Here is a 17,162-nt window from a genome sequence, read left to right as displayed (position 1 = left end):
AAATAAGAACCCGCCCTAACCAATTATGAACGACTTATCTGAGTCGTTATCTTCTTATAAATTCGACTGACGTTTATTTGCTGATTGTTTTCTTATTTGAATATAGGATATGGCAATCAGCAGCGTTATGAGTCAAGTGAGGCACACATGCAATACCCAAAACATTACGACGTGATAGTGATCGGCGGTGGTCATGCTGGTACAGAAGCTGCTCTGGCAGCTGCACGTATGGGCGCACAGACCTTATTGTTGACGCATAATATTGAGACGCTCGGGCAGATGAGTTGTAACCCTGCGATTGGTGGTATCGGTAAATCGCATCTGGTACGTGAGATTGATGCGCTAGGCGGTGCAATGGCGCTGGCAACGGACAAAGCGGGTATCCAGTTTCGCGTACTAAACAGCCGTAAAGGGGCTGCCGTTCGTGCCACGCGTGCGCAAGCAGACCGTATCTTGTATAAAGCGGCTATCCGCCATACGTTAGAAAACCAGCCAAACCTAGATATATTCCAGCAAGCTGCTGATGATATCTTGGTAGAGAATGGTCGTGCAACGGCAGTAGTTACTTCTACAGGTATTGTCTTTAAGACCGAAACAGTGGTACTGACCTCAGGAACTTTCTTGGGCGGCGTTATCCATATCGGTTTAGAGAACTCAAATGGTGGCCGCGCAGGGGATCAGCCTTCTATCAAATTGGCAGATCGTTTACGTGAGCTTAAACTGCCAGTTGGTCGTCTGAAGACAGGTACGCCGGCACGTATCGATGCGCGTAGTGTTGATTTCAGCGTGATGACTGTACAGCCGGGTGATACGCCGTTGCCAGTGATGAGCTATATGGGTGACGTCTCTATGCATCCTGAGCAGGTCAATTGTTATATAACCCATACCAATGCGCGTACTCATGACATTATTCGTGAAAACCTTGACCGTTCACCAATGTTCTCTGGCAAAATCGAAGGCGTAGGCCCGCGTTATTGCCCATCTATCGAAGATAAGATTCATCGCTTTGCGGATAAAGACAGCCATCAGATTTTCATCGAGCCAGAAGGTCTGACCACACATGAGCTATATCCGAATGGTATCTCAACCAGTTTGCCATTCGATGTACAGTTAGACTTTATTCATAGTATGAAAGGCTTAGAAAACGCCCATATTACTCGTCCAGGTTATGCGATTGAGTATGATTACTTTGATCCACAAAACCTAAAGCCAACGCTAGAGACTAAGTCTATTGATCGTCTGTACTTTGCGGGTCAGATTAATGGTACGACAGGCTATGAAGAAGCGGGTGTACAAGGCTTGCTTGCAGGTACCAATGCGGCATTGGTCACTACCAACAATAGCGAATTTGACACATGGACACCGCGCCGCGATGAAGCGTATCTCGGTGTACTTGTCGATGACTTGATTACTCACGGTACTACCGAGCCGTATCGTATGTTTACAAGCCGCGCAGAATATCGCTTGCTGTTACGTGAAGACAATGCTGATCAGCGTTTGACTGAGACTGGTCGTAAGCTGGGTCTAGTAGACGATGTACGCTGGCAAGCTTATCAAGAGAAAATGGAAGCCATCGCCACAGAAACCTCACGTCTAAAAGATATGTGGGCCACGCCTGCTAATGTATTAGGTAAGCAAGTGACCGAACAAACAGGTGAAGTGCTGTCTAAAGAGTCGACTGCCTTTGATTTGCTAAAGCGTCCGCAAATACATTTTGCTGATATCGCAGCTATCACGGACTCAACCGTTGATGCACAAGTGGGCGAGCAGATAGAGATTTCTGTTAAATATGCTGGCTATATCGACCGTCAACAAGAAGATATCGACCAAATGAAGCGCTTAGAAAACACGGCGCTACCGCTAGATTTTGATTATAGTGTGGTATCAGGGCTATCAAACGAGATTGTACAGAAACTTACGCAAGTTCGTCCTGCGACGCTAGCCCAAGCTGGACGCGTAAGCGGTGTAACCCCTGCTGCTATTCAATTGTTGGCGATGACGGTTAAAAAGCATAAAAAAGCAAAAGCGGCATTGGATTCATAATAGGCATGCAATAAAGCCTTTTATAATAAAGTACTTATAGTTAAAAAGCCCGTAACGACATTTCGTTACGGGCTTTTGTTTGTCAAAAAAAACCGTTAGTTTTAAAAGAAAGTCACATGTAACCTTGTCCTACTTACTACTTTGTCTCTATACTAGGTCAGTAAATTTTCTTATTACTTGTTAATTTGTCTCGCTGATGTCCATATATTCATGGGCTTGTCACCGAACTGAGTCTACTTATGATTGATGCTATTGTTTTTGCTATTACCATTGTCTTACCCAACCTTGCCTTAATGTGGTTGGGTTTTTTTATGCAACGACGCGGTGAGGCAAGCCAAACTTTTATCGATCAGGCATCAAGTTTTGTCTTTAATTATTGCTTGCCGTGTTTATTGTTTTTTAGCGTGGTAGATAGCGACGTCGATTATGGTAAGCAAATTACGCTTATTCTTGTTGGTATCTTGGTGACGTTTATATTATTTATTGGCGCAGAGTTTTATGCCAAACGCTTCGTCAAGCGTCCTGAAGACCAAGGTGTGTTTGTACAAGGCGTATTCCGTAGCAACATGGCCATCATTGGCCTTGCAACCGTGGCCAACGCTTACGGCGCACAAGGGTTAAGTATCGGTGCTGTCTATATGGGCGTGGTAACGATACTGTTTAATATCTTGGCAGTCATTACCTTGAGCCGCGTATCCAAAAGTGTAGATGACACATGGATTAGTCGCGGTACGATGATCGTAAAAAAATTGCTAACCAATCCTCTAATTTTGGCATTGGTTGGGGCATTCGTCTACAAAGCATTGCCGTTACCACCGCTTACTGGGGTAATTCATACGACTGGCGACTTATTAGCAGCGGTGGCTCTGCCGTTAGCCCTGATCTGTGCGGGTGCTAGTATTAACCTAAAGTCTATGTTGCACCCTTCGGGCTTATCCATGCAGGCAAGTATTGGTCGGATTATCATTGCACCATTGATTGCGATCGCTGTTGGGCTCGGGTTTGGGTTGTCAGGTGTGCATATGGGGGTGTTGTTTTTGATGGTCGCATCACCAACAGCTGCAGCCAGCTATGTCATGGCAAAAGCAATGGGTGGTAATGATGTATTGGCGGCTAATATTTTGGCATTTACCACTGTTGTCGGCATGTTTGGTATGGCGATTGGGGCAGCGACGTTACGTGCCCTTGGATTAATGTAATACAGATTTTATACTATCTTTAAATAAGTAAGTACTTTCGCCTTATCTAATTTTAACAGCATTAAAAAAGCCCTCTTTTCAAATAAGAAAAGAGGGCTTCTGGTATTAATCTAGCGTTCGCTATTACGCTTGTCTTCACGGCGCTGCTTGCGCTTTGGACTAGTACGATAGGTTAAATAACCACCGATAGCCATAACTGCAAGAAAGGCGACGATATACATAAATATCGACGAGCCAATCATGAGCGATGCACCGATAATGGGAGTTGCTTCCATGTCAAAAATCCAGTTAAGGTTCATCAATAATTATGCAAGTGTCTCATTTCATTGTAAAGTAAATAAGTTTAGCTCCGGTGTAAGTTCAAGTGAACGGATACGGGCAGCTTGGTCATATATATTGGCCGTCACAATCAGCTCATCTGGCTGATAGGTTGCCAAAAACGCAGCGAGTCTTGGTTTGACCGTGTCGACAGAGCCAATGAATGATACTGACAATGCATTGTCTACCATCATTTTCTCTGCTTGACTCCAGATACTGTCCATATCGTGGGTAGGCTTAGGCATTTGACCTGTTTCGCCACGACGCAGACGTACAAAACTCTGCTGTGCTGAAGTAAAATGATACTCGGCGGTCGCATCATCATCAGCCAGCAATAAGTTTGCAGCTAGCATCACATAAGGCTTATCTAGATAGACAGACGGTTTAAACTGTTCACGGTAAGCCTCAATTGCTTGCCCAAGCATTTGCGGGGCGAAGTGAGAGGCAAACACATAAGGTAGTCCTAAATGTGCAGCCAAAGTCGCACCAAATAGAGAAGAGCCTAATATCCAAATCGGTATGCCTGATTTTGCGCCAGGGAATGCCTGTACAGGGCTGCCATCTGTATCATTACCTAAGAAATACATCAGCTCTTGCACATCTTGTGGAAAGCGTTCGGCATCTTTCATTTGTCGACGAAGTGCCTGAAACGTCGCACCATCAGTACCAGGTGCACGGCCTAGGCCTAGGTCCACACGGTCACCATATAATGCCTGCAAAGTACCAAACTGCTCAGCAATCACGAGAGGGGCATGGTTCGGTAGCATAACGCCGCCAGCACCAATACGGATACGGTCGGTTTTACTACCGATATGCGATAGTAGTACTGAGGTGGCTGCACTGGCGATGCCCGGCATATTGTGATGCTCTGCCATCCAGTAGCGGTTTAAGCCTGATTTTTCTGCTTGCTGCGCGGTTTCCACTGTTTGGGCGATGCCTTCAGCGATGGTTTTGCCTTGAGGTACAGGCGCAAGATCTAAAAAAGATAAAGGGATTTTATTACTCATAAATGTTCCAGTAGTGTGTAAATTATTTTCTACTGATATGCTTATAGACAGTGGTAGTTTCAAGTGCCGCTAGTCACTGTTAATGAATCATAACAAAGCCAGTTAACTCTGTTGTTAAGCTCGCTTAACAATTATTAAGGTGTATTTATAAAGGTTGTCGTTGGTCAAAATAAGCGATAAATAAACCATAAGTAAGGTAATAAAAGGATTTAGCAGCATTACACTATGGCATTAAAAAAAGATGGCATTAAAAAAAGCAGGCAACCTAGGTTACCTGCTTCTCTAATTGGTCGATTATAAGATAATGATAAATTAAATAATCACTATCTTAAGAACCAATGCAACATTATTTATCTTGGTCACCAAGCTTGTAAGCTAAGACATAATCACCAATGGTTGTGCCAACTGAACCATGACCACCTGCGACCAATACGACCATTTGCTCACCTTTAGAGTTCAAGTAAGTCATTGGCGTGGCTTGACCACCTGCTGGAATACGAACATTCCATAGCACGTCGCCATTTTTTAAGTCATAAGCTCGGAAGTTGTTTTCTGTCGCCGCTGACAAGAATGCGACGCCGCCTTTAGTGATGATAGGTCCACCGATGCCAGGTACGCCCAGTTCCAGTTTGATAGGAATAGGAGACAAGTCTTGTACCGTACCATTTTTGCGCTGATAAGCGATATCACCTGTGGCTAGGTCAGCACCAGCGATTGTGCCCCATGGTGGCTGCTGACAAGGTACGCCTAATGGTGACAAGAAGGGCCCCAATTCTACTGCATAATCTGCACCTTCATTTGCATTGACGCCTTGCTCGCCTTTATTGGTTTCTGCATCGCCCAACGTGTCTCTAGGAATGAGTTTTGAGGTAAATGCCAAGTAAGTCGGCATACCAAACATCACGCCATTCTCAGGATCGACTGCAATACCGCCCCAATTAAAGGTACCAAAGTTACCAGGATAGACCAAGCTACCATTTGTTGATGGCGGGGTATAGCGACCATCATAGTTGAGCTGATTGAACTCAATACGGCACATCATTTGATCGACGAGACTGGCACCCCACATGTCTTTTTCAGTCAGTGGTTCAGGCTCAAAGCTCAAGCCAGAATAAGGCTGAGTTGGCGCTGCGTGCTCTCCCGCTATGAGATAGCCTTGCGGTGCAGGACGTTCTTTAATCGGTACAATAGGCTCACCCGTTGCGCGGTTCAAGACGTATACATCACCTTGTTTGGTTGGTACAACTAGCGCAGGCTGTACACCATCGGCCGTATCTAGATCAAGTAAGGTTGGCTGCGCAGGCGTGTCCATGTCCCAAAGGTCATGATGGACAAACTGCTGAACCCAGCGTGCTTCACCAGTCTCGATATCTAGAGCGACAACAGACGTTGCATACTTTTCTTCAGCGGCATTTCGGTAGTTTCCTAGCTGATCAGGTGTACGGTTACCCATGGGGAAGTACGCTAATCCAAGCTCTTCATCGGCAGTAGCGACTGACCATGAATTTGGTGAGCTGGTCTTGTAAGTTTGAGTTGGATCATTGACATCAAAAGGCGCTGTATTATCAGGATCACCTGAGTCCCAGTTCCAAAGAAGCTCACCGGTATTGACATCATACGCACGGATTACACCAGAAGGCGAGTTGACATCATAGTTGTCATTGACAGCACCAGCGACGATAATGGTATCACCGGCGATGACTGGTGGTGACGTAGAATAATAGTAACCTGCTTGATTGAACGGCATGTTATGCATCAAGTCTAATGCACCATCATCACCAAAGTCTTGGCAGCGTTGCCCAGTATTTGGATCGAGTGCATATAGTTTCGCATCAGACGTTGGGATAAATATCTTGGCATCACATTGCTTAGATGCGTTTTCAAAGGTATTACCAGCAATTTTTTGTACTTGCACAGGACTGGTTGCTTGACCAGCATAATAAGATACGCCGCGACAGGTTTGGTGCTGGCGTTGTAAGTTTTCCTCTACTTGAGGATCAAACTTCCATAGCGTCTCACCAGAGTCGGCATCTAGCGCTAGTACCCAGTTGTGAGGGGTACATAAGTATAAACCGTTGCCAATCTTTAATGGTGTTGCCTGATAAGTGGTCTCACCGACATCGTTAGGACCTTTGACATCACCTGTTTGGATTTGCCATGCCAGTTCTAAATCTTTGACGTTATCGGTATTGATTTTATCTAGAGGTGAGTAGCGCTGACCATAATCAGTACGACCATACGCGCTCCATTCGCCATCTGGCGTTTGCTGACCATTTGATAACGGGTCACCAAGGTTGGCTGAGGTCTCATCTGAGCTGACGTTTTGCTCGTCATCATTTGCAGCAGTCAAGTTAAGCTCACCGAGTTTGTCAGTGGCATTATTAGCTAGACTACCAAAAGAGAGTAGTGCACCTACGATTACGCTTACGAGCAGTCCCCAATAATACAGAGGGCTTTTCTTAACGTTGTTTATAGTTGGTGTGCTATTTGAAGCTACTTGAGTTTTAGGCCCACGCATTTTGTTGGATACCCATGGCAATAGCATGAGCAAACCAAATATAAGCGGGAAGCCAACTCGAGGTGCTAGCGCCCACCAATAGAACCCAGATTCCCAAAGTGCCCAAGCCATGGTCGCTACGATAAATAGCGCATATAACCCGTAAGCACTCCAGTGTTTTTTGAACAATAAAAAAGCTGTCGTTAGTATAATGACGCCAGCAATGAGGTAGTAAGGACTACCGCCTAAGGACAATAAATAAGCGCCGCCAATGAGTAGAGGGGCGGCAAAAATTGCCATAATGATCGCTACGAATTTTTCCATGAGCGGTATCACCTGTTTACAAAAGAGCAAGTTAATATGTATTGATATTTAGTCGCAAATCAATTTCATTCGACCAAATATCAATACAAGTGTGAATAATATATAAAAGAAACATTGAATAACGTTCTAGAATCTATTTTATCATCCACAGCTCAGTCTAGTAAGGGTGAGCAAGTCTGAGATACTTTATTTAACAAATGCTCATTAATTTGCAAATTGCTTTTGGCATAGCTCCATGAACGCACGTCCATATTGACGGATTTCTGCGTCATCACGTACCGCCATCCAACTGGTAAAGCGACCAAAATGATCGACGGGGATGGCCGTTAGGTTTTGATAATGGCTTGGCTCAAATGCCATTTCTGCGATGATACCAATACCTAGGCCTAGACCGACATAGGTGCTGATCACATCGGCATCGAGCGCCGCTAATACGATATCCGGCTCTAACCCTGCTTCATCAAATGTCTTGTCAATCGCGCCGCGTCCTGTAAAACCACCGTGATAAGTCACAATCGGATAGCTGGCAAGCGTGGGCAGATCAATAGACTCTTGACTAGCCAGTTCGTGATCACTTGGTACGATAACGCGATGCGTCCAGTCATAGTAACGATAGCATCTAAGATAATTATTATGCAGCAAGGACTCAGTGGCAATACCGATATCGGCTTGACCACGGATGACCATCTGAGCGATGGTCTCAGGATCTGCCTGTTGTAAAATCAAATTTACTTTTGGGAAACGATCTTTGAATTCTTTAACCACTTGCGGCAGTACATAACGCGCTTGAGTGTGGGTGGTGGCAATCGTCAACGTACCGATATTAGGATTATTAAAGTCTAAACTTAGGTTTTCAATGGTACGAATTTCAGCAAAGATAGACTCGATATGCGGCATGAGCGCTGTGCCCATAGTGGTCAGTCCCGTCAGGCGTTTGCCTTGGCGCACGAATACTTCCGTCTTTAACTGGTTTTCTAGTGCAGCAATATGCTTTGATAAGCTTGATTGACTGGTATGTAGCACGGTCGCCGCTTGGCTTAAGTTATAACCGTTAATCACCGTATGCCATACTGTTTCTAGCTGTTTGAGCTGAATCTGCAAATGCCGTTGGTTGACCACTACGTCGATTGCCATAACTTAATCCTATTGTATAAATATACAAACCTCGTCTGTATATGAAAGTAAAAATGTCTGAACATACAGTAATAAAGTAGTGTAAAACAAAGCTATTATTCTTGTATATAATAAATAGCTATCAATTTATGATAATTATTAATATAGAGTTTGTATTTTGCAATGCTAAAAAATTATTTGTTCAGTAAACGCTGCTTAGTCAGTGAATGCTTCTTTATTCAGTGAGGTAACTTGATCTAACAATTCATAAAGAACGGTCATTATTGAGCATAAAAAAACAGCTACCTTCTAAAAGATAGCTGTTTGTCAGTTATAAAATTATTTATTACTATTAATATTTACTACTGGTAATTAGTTGATACTGACCAACTTCAAACTTAGTTTATTTTGCAAGATCAAAGCGATCTGCATTCATAACCTTGTTCCAAGCACGGACGAAGTCACGAATGAATTTCTCTAAGTTGTCATCTTGCGCGTATAGCTCAGCATAAGCACGTAATATAGAGTTAGAGCCAAATACCAAGTCTACACGGCTTGCTTGCCATTTGACGTTTCCTGTACCTCGCTCACGTACTTCGTAGCTATTAGCAGTATTGTCGGCTGCGTTTACAGGGTGCCATGTGTAGTTCATGTCTGTTAAATTGACAAAGAAGTCGTTGGTAAGCACGCCAGCACGTTCCGTAAAAACGCCATGTTGGCTCTGACCGTGGTTGGTATCAAGCACTCGCATACCACCAAGCAATACGACCATCTCAGGTGCTGTCAATCCCATTAGCTGCGTACGATCAAGTAGCATCTCTTCTGGTGATACCGCATAGTCGCCCTGAATCCAGTTACGATAACCATCATGTAGCGGCTCTAAATCAGCGAAAGATTCAGCGTCAGTCATTTCAGCGTCAGCATCACCGCGACCTGGATTAAACGGTACAGTAATATCTACGCCTGCATCGTTTGCTGCTTGTTCAATCGCAGCGTTACCAGCCAACACAATGAGATCTGCTAAGCTAACGTCTTTCTCAAAGCCAGACTGAATGCTTGTCAATGTCTCAAGTACACGCTGTAATTGTTCTGGCTCATTGCCTGCCCAGCCTTTTTGTGGAGCTAAACGGATACGTGCACCGTTGGCACCGCCGCGATAGTCGGAAGCGCGGAAGGTACGAGCGCTGTCCCATGCTGTAATGATCAACTCACGACGACTAATGTCACTGTCTAAAATCTGTGCTTTTAGCGTTGCAATATCATCAGCAGTCAAGTCCGTATTACCTGTAGGAATAGGGTCTTGCCATACAAAGTCTTCGCTCGGTACGTTGGCACCTAAGTAACGAGACTTCGGTCCCAAATCACGGTGAGTCAGTTTGAACCACGCTCTAGCGAATACTTCATCAAAGTACTCTGGGTTGTTGTGGAAATTCTCTGAAATTTCACGATAAATAGGATCTTTAATCATCGCCATATCAGCATCAGTCATGATTGGGTTACGGCGTACACTTGGGTCATGCGCATCTAAAGGACGATCTTCTTCCTTAATATTGACGGGCTCCCATTGCCATGCACCTGCTGGGCTTTTGGTCAGTGCCCACTCATGATTGAGCAGTAGGTCAAAGTACTCATAGTTCCATTCAGTTGGATTTGTGGTCCATGCGCCCTCGATGCCACTTGAGACGGTATCACCTGCATTACCCGTGCCATTAGGGTTGCGCCAGCCTAGGCCTTGCTCTTTGATGTCAGCGGCTTCTGGTTCATCTTCTAGTATCGTCGCATCACCATTACCGTGACACTTACCAACCGTGTGACCACCAGCGGTTAGAGCAACGGTCTCTTCGTCATTCATCGACATACGACCAAACGTAGTACGGATGTCTTGTGCGGTTTTGATTGGGTCAGGATTGCCATCAACACCTTCTGGGTTGACATAGATCAAACCCATTTGCACAGCAGCTAAAGGATTTTCTAATGATTCGCGCTCTTCATCACTGTCGTAACGGTTTTTGGTAGCAGCTAGCCATTCGCGCTCAGAACCCCAATAGATATCTTTTTCTGGATGCCAGATATCAGCACGACCACCAGCAAAACCTAGAGTTTTAAAACCCATAGACTCATAAGCCATGTTACCTGCCAAAATCATCAAATCAGCCCAAGACAATTTATTGCCGTATTTTTTCTTGATTGGCCACAATAGACGACGGGCTTTATCAAGGTTGACGTTATCTGGCCAGCTGTTCAATGGTGCAAAGCGTTGGTTGCCAGTATTAGAACCGCCGCGACCATCAGAACGACGATACGTACCAGCTGAATGCCATGCCATACGAATCATCAAACCACCATAGTGTCCCCAGTCAGCTGGCCACCATTCTTGCGACTCAGTCATTAGGTTTTTTAAGTCAGTCTTGACCGCTTCTAGATCTAGCTGTTTAAAAGCTTCAGCATAGTCAAAGTCTTCACCCATTGGGTCAGTCTTTTTGTCTTGCTGATGCAATATGTCTAAGTTTAGTGCGTTTGGCCACCAATCTGTCGCAGCAGAAGCAGTGGTAGTATGTGCCTGATGCATAACAGGGCAGCCACCCATGCTAGGACGCTGAGGCTCATGCGAGTTATCAACGTTTTCGCTATGGATCGTTGGGCCTTGACCATCACCCTGATCATAGGTTGTGTTAGTAGGCGCATTATTATTGTTGCTTTCGTGATCTACAGGACAACGAGCAGCATCTGGGGCAGTGTTTTTGTCGGTGGTGTTATTGGTTGAGTCGGACATGGTATAACTCCTAGGCTATGATAATCGAAAGAACAAACCGTGAATCTCGGTAGTCGTTGTTTATGTACAAAGCATAACTAAGCTGAGTGGATTTATAAAACTAATATATAAGAATTATAAGTTTTAAATTACCAATCATAAAGAGCTTGATGTTTTGTTTATCTCAATCATTATTAACGCCCTTGCTTATCATCGCCAGTTAAGAGTAAACCAATAGAGTGCACCTAACCAATCAAGCCTGCGTCAGTTTTACTACTACCTTTATATTACCTATAAATAATGTCATTGTCAGACATCCTTCAAAATAGAAATTAGCAATAAAAAAGAGAGCTAAGATAACCTTGGTAAAACACTGCGGTTTTTTGCGTTACGATTAAGAAATATAAGCGATTGTACATGGCCTGCAATCGCTAAGTTAATGCAAAAACATCTAGTCAAGATAAAGGTTCTCAAGTACCATAACTGGATTTTGTTGTAATCATAATATTGGTGCAACGTAGAGCAATTTTTATCGATCCTTTTGTCGATAACTGATTCTAAAGATTGATAAAAATTGTGCGCGGTTGTGTTCTTTGTCTGAATTGTTGGTGAGTTATTATGTCTGCTGTCAAATCTGTACTGCCCAATCAACCAATTGCCAAAAAGTCATGGGGCGAGGCTACAAAAGCTTATCTCGATCCTCGTGTCATTATTATGCTCTTCTTGGGGTTTTCAGCGGGTATACCTATTCTGCTGATTTTCTCAAGTCTGTCGCTATGGCTGAGAGAAGCAGGCATAGATCGTAGTGTCGTCACTATGTTCAGCTGGGCAGCACTGGGGTATTCGTTCAAATTTATTTGGGCGCCATTGATTGATGCGCTCCCTGTGCCGTTTTTGACCAAGTGGCTAGGGCGTCGTCGTAGTTGGATGGTGGTCTCACAGCTGCTTATCGTGCTGGCGATCTTTTTGATGGCAAGGGTAAATCCTGTTAGCGAAGATGTCTTGGTTTATATGGCAGGCGCAGCGGTTCTGCTTGGGTTCTCTTCTGCGACGCAAGATATCGTGATTGATGCGTACCGTATTGAGCTTGCACCGCCGTCTATGCAGTCTATTCTGTCCTCTATCTATGTGTCAGGCTACCGTATCGGTATGATTGTCGCAGGGGCAGGCGCGTTATATTTGGCTGATTATTTCGGCTCAAATGAGACGTTTTATAGTTATGAAGCGTGGCGCAATACCTATTACATCATGGCAGGGGTCATGACGTTAGGGGTATTAACGACGTTTGCCAGTTATGAGCCAACCGCTGAGACCCTGCAAAGTAAAAAGCAGAAGGGTAACTTAAAAGTATTCCTGATTTATTCTGCGTTACTGCTTATCCCAGGTCTGCTGTTTGGTGTTATTTACCTGATTAATATTTTGATCAATACAGTATTTGATAGCACAGTGGCCTTGATACCACTAATGGTAATGCCAGCGATTAAATTTTACTTTCTAGCATTGGTCGCGTGCGCGCCATTGTTATTACTGTACTTTATTATTAATCAACCAAAAATCATTAACAAAGCCCCGCTAGTCGCTGAAACTCGTGAAGACTACGTCAGACTGGTAGCGTTGTTTGTATTTTCAGTGATTGCTTTTATCGCTGCTTACATATTGATGGGACAAGTCTTACCGGAGTTCGAAGGCGCGTTTTCTAGCTTCTTTGTAGAAACCTTGCACTTATTAGTAAGCCTGGGCGCGGCGATGGCAGCAGGTTATGCCCTGGTACAAGTAGGACTGGTAAAAAAAGAAGTGGCCATGGCAACATGGATCGAGCCTGTTTTAGATTTTTTCCGACGTTATGGCAAAAAAGCCTTGCTACTCTTAGCCTTGATTGGTCTATACCGTATCTCAGATATCGTCGCAGGTGTGATCTCCAACGTCTTTTATCAAGACATGGGCTTTAGCAAAACAGATATCGCCAATGCCGTCAAACTGGTCGGTGTGATTATGGCAATTGCAGGTGGCTTCTTGGGCGGGATTTTGGCTCAGCGTTTCCGTATCATGCATGCCATGATGATTGGTGCGATTTTAGCGTGTGCGACCAACCTGTTGTTTGTGGTATTGACATACAACCCAGGTAGCCTGCCGATCATGTATATGGCAGTGATATTTGATAACTTGGCTGCGGGCCTTGCGAGCGCTGTATTTATCGCTTTCTTATCAGCACTAACCTCGATTCGCTTTACCGCGGTACAGTATGCGATTTTTTCCTCACTGATGACCCTGATACCAAAAGTGATGGGTGGCTATTCTGGTGCTATCGTCGATAATATGGGTTATCCATTTTTCTTTATCTTTACCTTTGCTATCGGTATTCCAATTCTGGCACTGATTTACTTTGTCGATAGACATATTGTCATTGGCGATAACGATGATATTTACGGCGATGACAATAATGATAGCAGCGGCGGCAATGGGGTAGGTGACAAGCTAAGCAAAACCAATCCTAACCTGACCGATACCAAAGAGCCACCGCGCGCATCAGAGTAGGCTAAGTAGTATTTTACCTTTATACATTCACTCATTGTTTTTTTAAGAGCTATTTATGACCGTATCAACCATTCGTCAAATAAAGCAACAAATTGGACAACTGACGAATGGTGATACAGCTAATCAGCTACCGTCATTTTGGCTAACGGATTGGTTGTTGTATGTCATTGACAAGCCTGCGATAGTACTGATGACTGATGAAGATTATCAGCTAACTGATAGTGAGGTCGCACGTTTCAACGATGGTGTGGTAAAAATGCAGCAAGGGATACCGCTTGCGTACCTAACCGGACAGCAGGAGTTTTGGTCGCTTAACTTTAGAGTGAACGAGCATACTTTGATTCCTAGACCCGATACCGAAGTACTGGTCGAGCAGGTATTAAACTGGATAAACGTTCAGCCAGTGCAACTCAATAATAAGCGATTGTTAGATTTGGGGACAGGGTCAGGTTGTATCGCTATCAGTCTTGCCTATGAGTTAAAGCACGCTAACTGGCAAGTCGTGGCAGTCGATTTATCGTCAGAGGCGCTTGAAGTTGCTCAGCACAATGCCGTGAGCAATAATGTTGCCAATGTTGAGTTTGTCCAAAGCAGTTGGTATCAAGCGTTACCTACTAACGATGAGCCGCAGTTTGACGTGATTGTGTCAAACCCTCCGTATATTGACGAGACAGACGAGCATTTGGCAGGTCTAACAGCTGAACCGATCAGCGCCTTGAGTGCACCCAATCAGGGCTTGGCTGATATCGAGCATATCGTCCAGCAAGCAACGACATATCTCTGTACAGGTGGGTTATTGGCTATCGAACATGGCTATGATCAAGGGGATGCTGTTCGCAAGTTGTTTTTGAATAGTGGTTTTGAGTCAGTACATACCGTAAAAGACTACAGTGGTAATGATCGCGTCACGCTAGGGCAAGTCCAATAGATAGTTTTTTGGTAGTAGATTTCTTTGATTATAGGTTGTAGATGAATATGGTAGAAGAGATGGTACAGCTATCGGATGATGAGCTGCTCCGTTATGCTCGGCAAGTTTTATTAGACGGTTGGGATATGGACGCTCAGCTGCGATTAAAGACAGCACGTGTGGTCATAATAGGGGCAGGCGGCCTTGGTTGTCCTGCTTCTGAGACATTAGTGCGTGCTGGGATAGGTTATGTCCATCTGATTGATGATGACGAGATTGAGGCGAGTAATCTACAACGGCAAACGCTGTTTTTGCCAGAAGATATTGGTCAGTCTAAAGCACTGACCGCAGTGCACATGTTAGCGCGCATCAATCCTTTGATAAAGGCTCGCGGCACAGTCGCACGATTAGACGAATACAACGCTTATGAATTGCTCGATATGGCATCAAGCAAGCCTGACTTACTCTTAGACTGTACGGATAATTTTGCCACGCGCGACATCATCAATCGTATTAGTGTACGCTACCAGATTCCCTTGTTATCTGCCTCAGCAATTGCGATGCAAGGGCAGTTAGCACTGTTCGAACCTCAGCTCGATACTGGTTGTTATCACTGCGTGTTCGGCTCCGTAGTGCTCGACGAAGCCGCTGACGAACGTACGTGTGCCAACTCTGGTGTGCTAGCCAGTACCACTGCCGTCATGGGCAATTTGCAAGCCAATACTGCACTGCAATATTTAGGATTAACCAAAAATCTACTGACAAACAAGCTGCTCATATGGGATGGTAGTCAGATGCAGCAGCGGCTAATGGGCTATCGAAAAGACCCACAGTGTCCAGTCTGTAGCAGTCCTATAGTCAATCCTCTATAAATTGGATACGGTGTCAGGCTTGCTTAGTCTACGACTTGTAGTACTTTCACTCGCCTTCCTTGTATCCAAATTATATTGAACCGACTATAACTGAATAATCTGATTTTAACGCATTTTTATATTGTATTGCCTATCTTCAAACATCCCTCTTATTACCATAGTTGTTTTTTATGAAAATTCATCGTCCGCATTTATTAAAGCATACTTTTAATGTCATGAACCGTGTCCGCCAAACAGCGAGCGTAGCAGGTCTGTCTGCGCTAAGAGTGGCAAAAGGTGAGAAACCTGACGCGATGCTGCTCAAAGAAACCTTTGAGCAGTTAGGTACGACCTATATCAAAATCGGTCAATTTATCGCTAGTACACCGTCATTGTTTCCACGTGATTATGTTAAGGCTTTCCAGAGCTGCTTGGATCAGACCACGCCATTGTCTTATGTTTATATCGAGCAAGTGCTAAGAGAGGAGCTGGCGATTGATGGTATGACGCTTGATGATACGTTTGCGCATATTGACTCAGAGCCGCTAGCATCCGCCTCTATCGCTCAAGTGCATGCAGCACGGTTGCACAATGGTGATGAAGTGGTGCTAAAGGTACAAAAGCCTGGGGTCGAGACCATTATGCAGACCGACTTGGGCGTATTACATGGCGTAACTAAGCTACTCGAAATACTAATGCCATCGATGAAATTTGCGAGTATTGCGCCGATTATCGATGAGATTCGCCTGCGTATGCTTGCCGAGACGGACTTTATCGCTGAAGCACAGAATATTCGCGATTTTCAGCAGTTCTTAGCGGTATCAGGTAATACTCGTGTCGTTGCACCAACTGTCTATGAAGAGCTGACGACCAAGCGTGTGCTAACGATGAGCCGACTATATGGCGTCTCTATGGTCGATGAATCGCTCATGCGTCAGTACTGTGCTGATCCTGCCCAAGTTATGGCCGATACTTTGAACACGTGGTTTGCCAGTCTCATGTTATGCAATAGTTTCCATGCTGATCTGCATGCGGGCAATCTAATGCTATTGACGGATGGCCGTATTGGATTTTTGGATTTTGGTATCGTCGGTAAGCTCAAAGCTGAGAGCTGGCGTGCATGTATGGGCATGATGCAAGCCATGCAAGACAGTGACTATCAAGCCATGGCTCGCCATATGATTGATATGGAAATGACACATGGTGGCAATAAAGTCGATGTGGCTGCATTAGGGAATGACTTGCAACGCATGATGACAACCATCATGGCAGAAGATAAAACCTTTACCAGCGGTGTACCTTTCAATAGTAAAGAACAAGCCGATGAGCTTAATAAAATGATGCTTGAGATTGTTGAGGTTGGCAAACGTCATGGCATCCATTTCCCACGAGACTTCGCTCTATTGACCAAACAGATGTTGTATTTTGATCGGTTTATGCGTACGCTAGCTCCAGATATGGATATGTTTAGCGATCAGCGGGTGCAAATGCTAGGGCAGGATACAGTAGAGACACCAGCGTTAGACGTATCATAGTTTTCGCTAATAACTTTATGCTGGCCTAATATATCTAATAACTTCTCTATTTCTGCGTTTATTTATTACTGCTTTTGACTG

11 protein-coding genes are annotated in these 17,162 nt (G+C 44.5%); 6 read left to right on the top strand and 5 right to left on the bottom strand.

What is annotated here, in order from left to right; genetic code table 11:
• Positions 1 to 147: 147 nt before the first annotated feature.
• Together mnmG and I3254_RS12140 are read left to right on the top strand one after the other, a co-directional pair.
• Positions 148 to 2,043, top strand: coding sequence for a tRNA uridine-5-carboxymethylaminomethyl(34) synthesis enzyme MnmG (gene mnmG / locus I3254_RS12145; RefSeq protein ID WP_238053038.1), 1,896 nt, complete (start codon positions 148 to 150; stop codon positions 2,041 to 2,043).
• A 239-nt stretch (positions 2,044 to 2,282) separates the two neighbouring features.
• Positions 2,283 to 3,242 (top strand): AEC family transporter, encoded by a 960-nt coding sequence (locus I3254_RS12140; protein ID WP_238053037.1) that lies wholly within the window; start codon positions 2,283 to 2,285, stop codon positions 3,240 to 3,242.
• A gap of 110 nt (positions 3,243 to 3,352) precedes the next feature.
• On the opposite strand, the gene I3254_RS12135 is transcribed toward I3254_RS12140, so the two are convergent.
• The 5 genes from I3254_RS12135 to katG all read right to left on the bottom strand — a co-directional run bounded on the left by I3254_RS12135 (position 3,353) and on the right by katG (position 11,088).
• On the bottom strand, positions 3,353 to 3,517 hold the full coding sequence (locus tag I3254_RS12135) for a hypothetical protein (protein ID WP_156410686.1): 165 nt from the start codon (positions 3,515 to 3,517) through the stop codon (positions 3,353 to 3,355).
• Positions 3,518 to 3,565: 48 nt separating this feature from the next.
• Positions 3,566 to 4,567: an LLM class flavin-dependent oxidoreductase gene (locus I3254_RS12130; RefSeq protein WP_102092171.1), complete on the bottom strand. Its 1,002-nt coding sequence runs from the start codon at positions 4,565 to 4,567 to the stop codon at positions 3,566 to 3,568.
• Positions 4,568 to 4,913: 346 nt separating this feature from the next.
• On the bottom strand, positions 4,914 to 7,388 hold the full coding sequence (locus I3254_RS12125) for a membrane-bound PQQ-dependent dehydrogenase, glucose/quinate/shikimate family (RefSeq protein ID WP_238053036.1): 2,475 nt from the start codon (positions 7,386 to 7,388) through the stop codon (positions 4,914 to 4,916).
• Positions 7,389 to 7,592: 204 nt separating this feature from the next.
• Positions 7,593 to 8,522 (bottom strand): LysR substrate-binding domain-containing protein, encoded by a 930-nt coding sequence (locus I3254_RS12120; RefSeq protein ID WP_057759664.1) that lies wholly within the window; start codon positions 8,520 to 8,522, stop codon positions 7,593 to 7,595.
• A 382-nt stretch (positions 8,523 to 8,904) separates the two neighbouring features.
• Complete coding sequence (gene katG, locus I3254_RS12115; RefSeq protein WP_238053306.1) at positions 8,905 to 11,088, bottom strand: catalase/peroxidase HPI; 2,184 nt, start codon at positions 11,086 to 11,088, stop codon at positions 8,905 to 8,907.
• Between the two features lie 783 nt (positions 11,089 to 11,871).
• Here katG and I3254_RS12110 point away from each other — a divergent pair.
• From I3254_RS12110 to I3254_RS12095, 4 genes are all read left to right on the top strand, one after another.
• Complete coding sequence (locus tag I3254_RS12110; RefSeq protein ID WP_238053035.1) at positions 11,872 to 13,788, top strand: MFS transporter; 1,917 nt, start codon at positions 11,872 to 11,874, stop codon at positions 13,786 to 13,788.
• A 55-nt stretch (positions 13,789 to 13,843) separates the two neighbouring features.
• A complete protein-coding gene (gene prmC, locus I3254_RS12105; RefSeq protein ID WP_238053034.1) occupies positions 13,844 to 14,716 on the top strand; it encodes a peptide chain release factor N(5)-glutamine methyltransferase in 873 nt (290 codons plus the stop codon).
• A gap of 41 nt (positions 14,717 to 14,757) precedes the next feature.
• Positions 14,758 to 15,567: a HesA/MoeB/ThiF family protein gene (locus tag I3254_RS12100; RefSeq protein ID WP_238053033.1), complete on the top strand. Its 810-nt coding sequence runs from the start codon at positions 14,758 to 14,760 to the stop codon at positions 15,565 to 15,567.
• A gap of 170 nt (positions 15,568 to 15,737) precedes the next feature.
• Positions 15,738 to 17,081 carry an AarF/ABC1/UbiB kinase family protein gene (locus tag I3254_RS12095; protein ID WP_238053032.1) on the top strand — a complete coding sequence of 448 codons (1,344 nt, stop codon included), beginning with the start codon at positions 15,738 to 15,740 and terminating at the stop codon, positions 17,079 to 17,081.
• Positions 17,082 to 17,162 lie beyond the last annotated feature (81 nt).

This window comes from Psychrobacter sp. Ps2, assembly GCF_022129405.1.
Classification (GTDB): domain Bacteria; phylum Pseudomonadota; class Gammaproteobacteria; order Pseudomonadales; family Moraxellaceae; genus Psychrobacter.
This window is presented reverse-complemented; position numbering and strand designations above follow the sequence as displayed.

Coding starts and splice junctions, on each gene's coding strand:
- I3254_RS12125 (WP_238053036.1), bottom strand. CDS start 7,388: ATGGAAAAATTCGTAGCGATCATTATGGCAATTTTTGCCGCCCCTCTA.
- mnmG (WP_238053038.1), top strand. CDS start 148: ATGCAATACCCAAAACATTACGACGTGATAGTGATCGGCGGTGGTCAT.
- prmC (WP_238053034.1), top strand. CDS start 13,844: ATGACCGTATCAACCATTCGTCAAATAAAGCAACAAATTGGACAACTG.
- I3254_RS12110 (WP_238053035.1), top strand. CDS start 11,872: ATGTCTGCTGTCAAATCTGTACTGCCCAATCAACCAATTGCCAAAAAG.
- I3254_RS12140 (WP_238053037.1), top strand. CDS start 2,283: ATGATTGATGCTATTGTTTTTGCTATTACCATTGTCTTACCCAACCTT.
- I3254_RS12130 (WP_102092171.1), bottom strand. CDS start 4,567: ATGAGTAATAAAATCCCTTTATCTTTTTTAGATCTTGCGCCTGTACCT.
- I3254_RS12135 (WP_156410686.1), bottom strand. CDS start 3,517: ATGGAAGCAACTCCCATTATCGGTGCATCGCTCATGATTGGCTCGTCG.
- I3254_RS12095 (WP_238053032.1), top strand. CDS start 15,738: ATGAAAATTCATCGTCCGCATTTATTAAAGCATACTTTTAATGTCATG.
- I3254_RS12120 (WP_057759664.1), bottom strand. CDS start 8,522: ATGGCAATCGACGTAGTGGTCAACCAACGGCATTTGCAGATTCAGCTC.
- katG (WP_238053306.1), bottom strand. CDS start 11,088: ATGGGTGGCTGCCCTGTTATGCATCAGGCACATACTACCACTGCTTCT.
- I3254_RS12100 (WP_238053033.1), top strand. CDS start 14,758: ATGAATATGGTAGAAGAGATGGTACAGCTATCGGATGATGAGCTGCTC.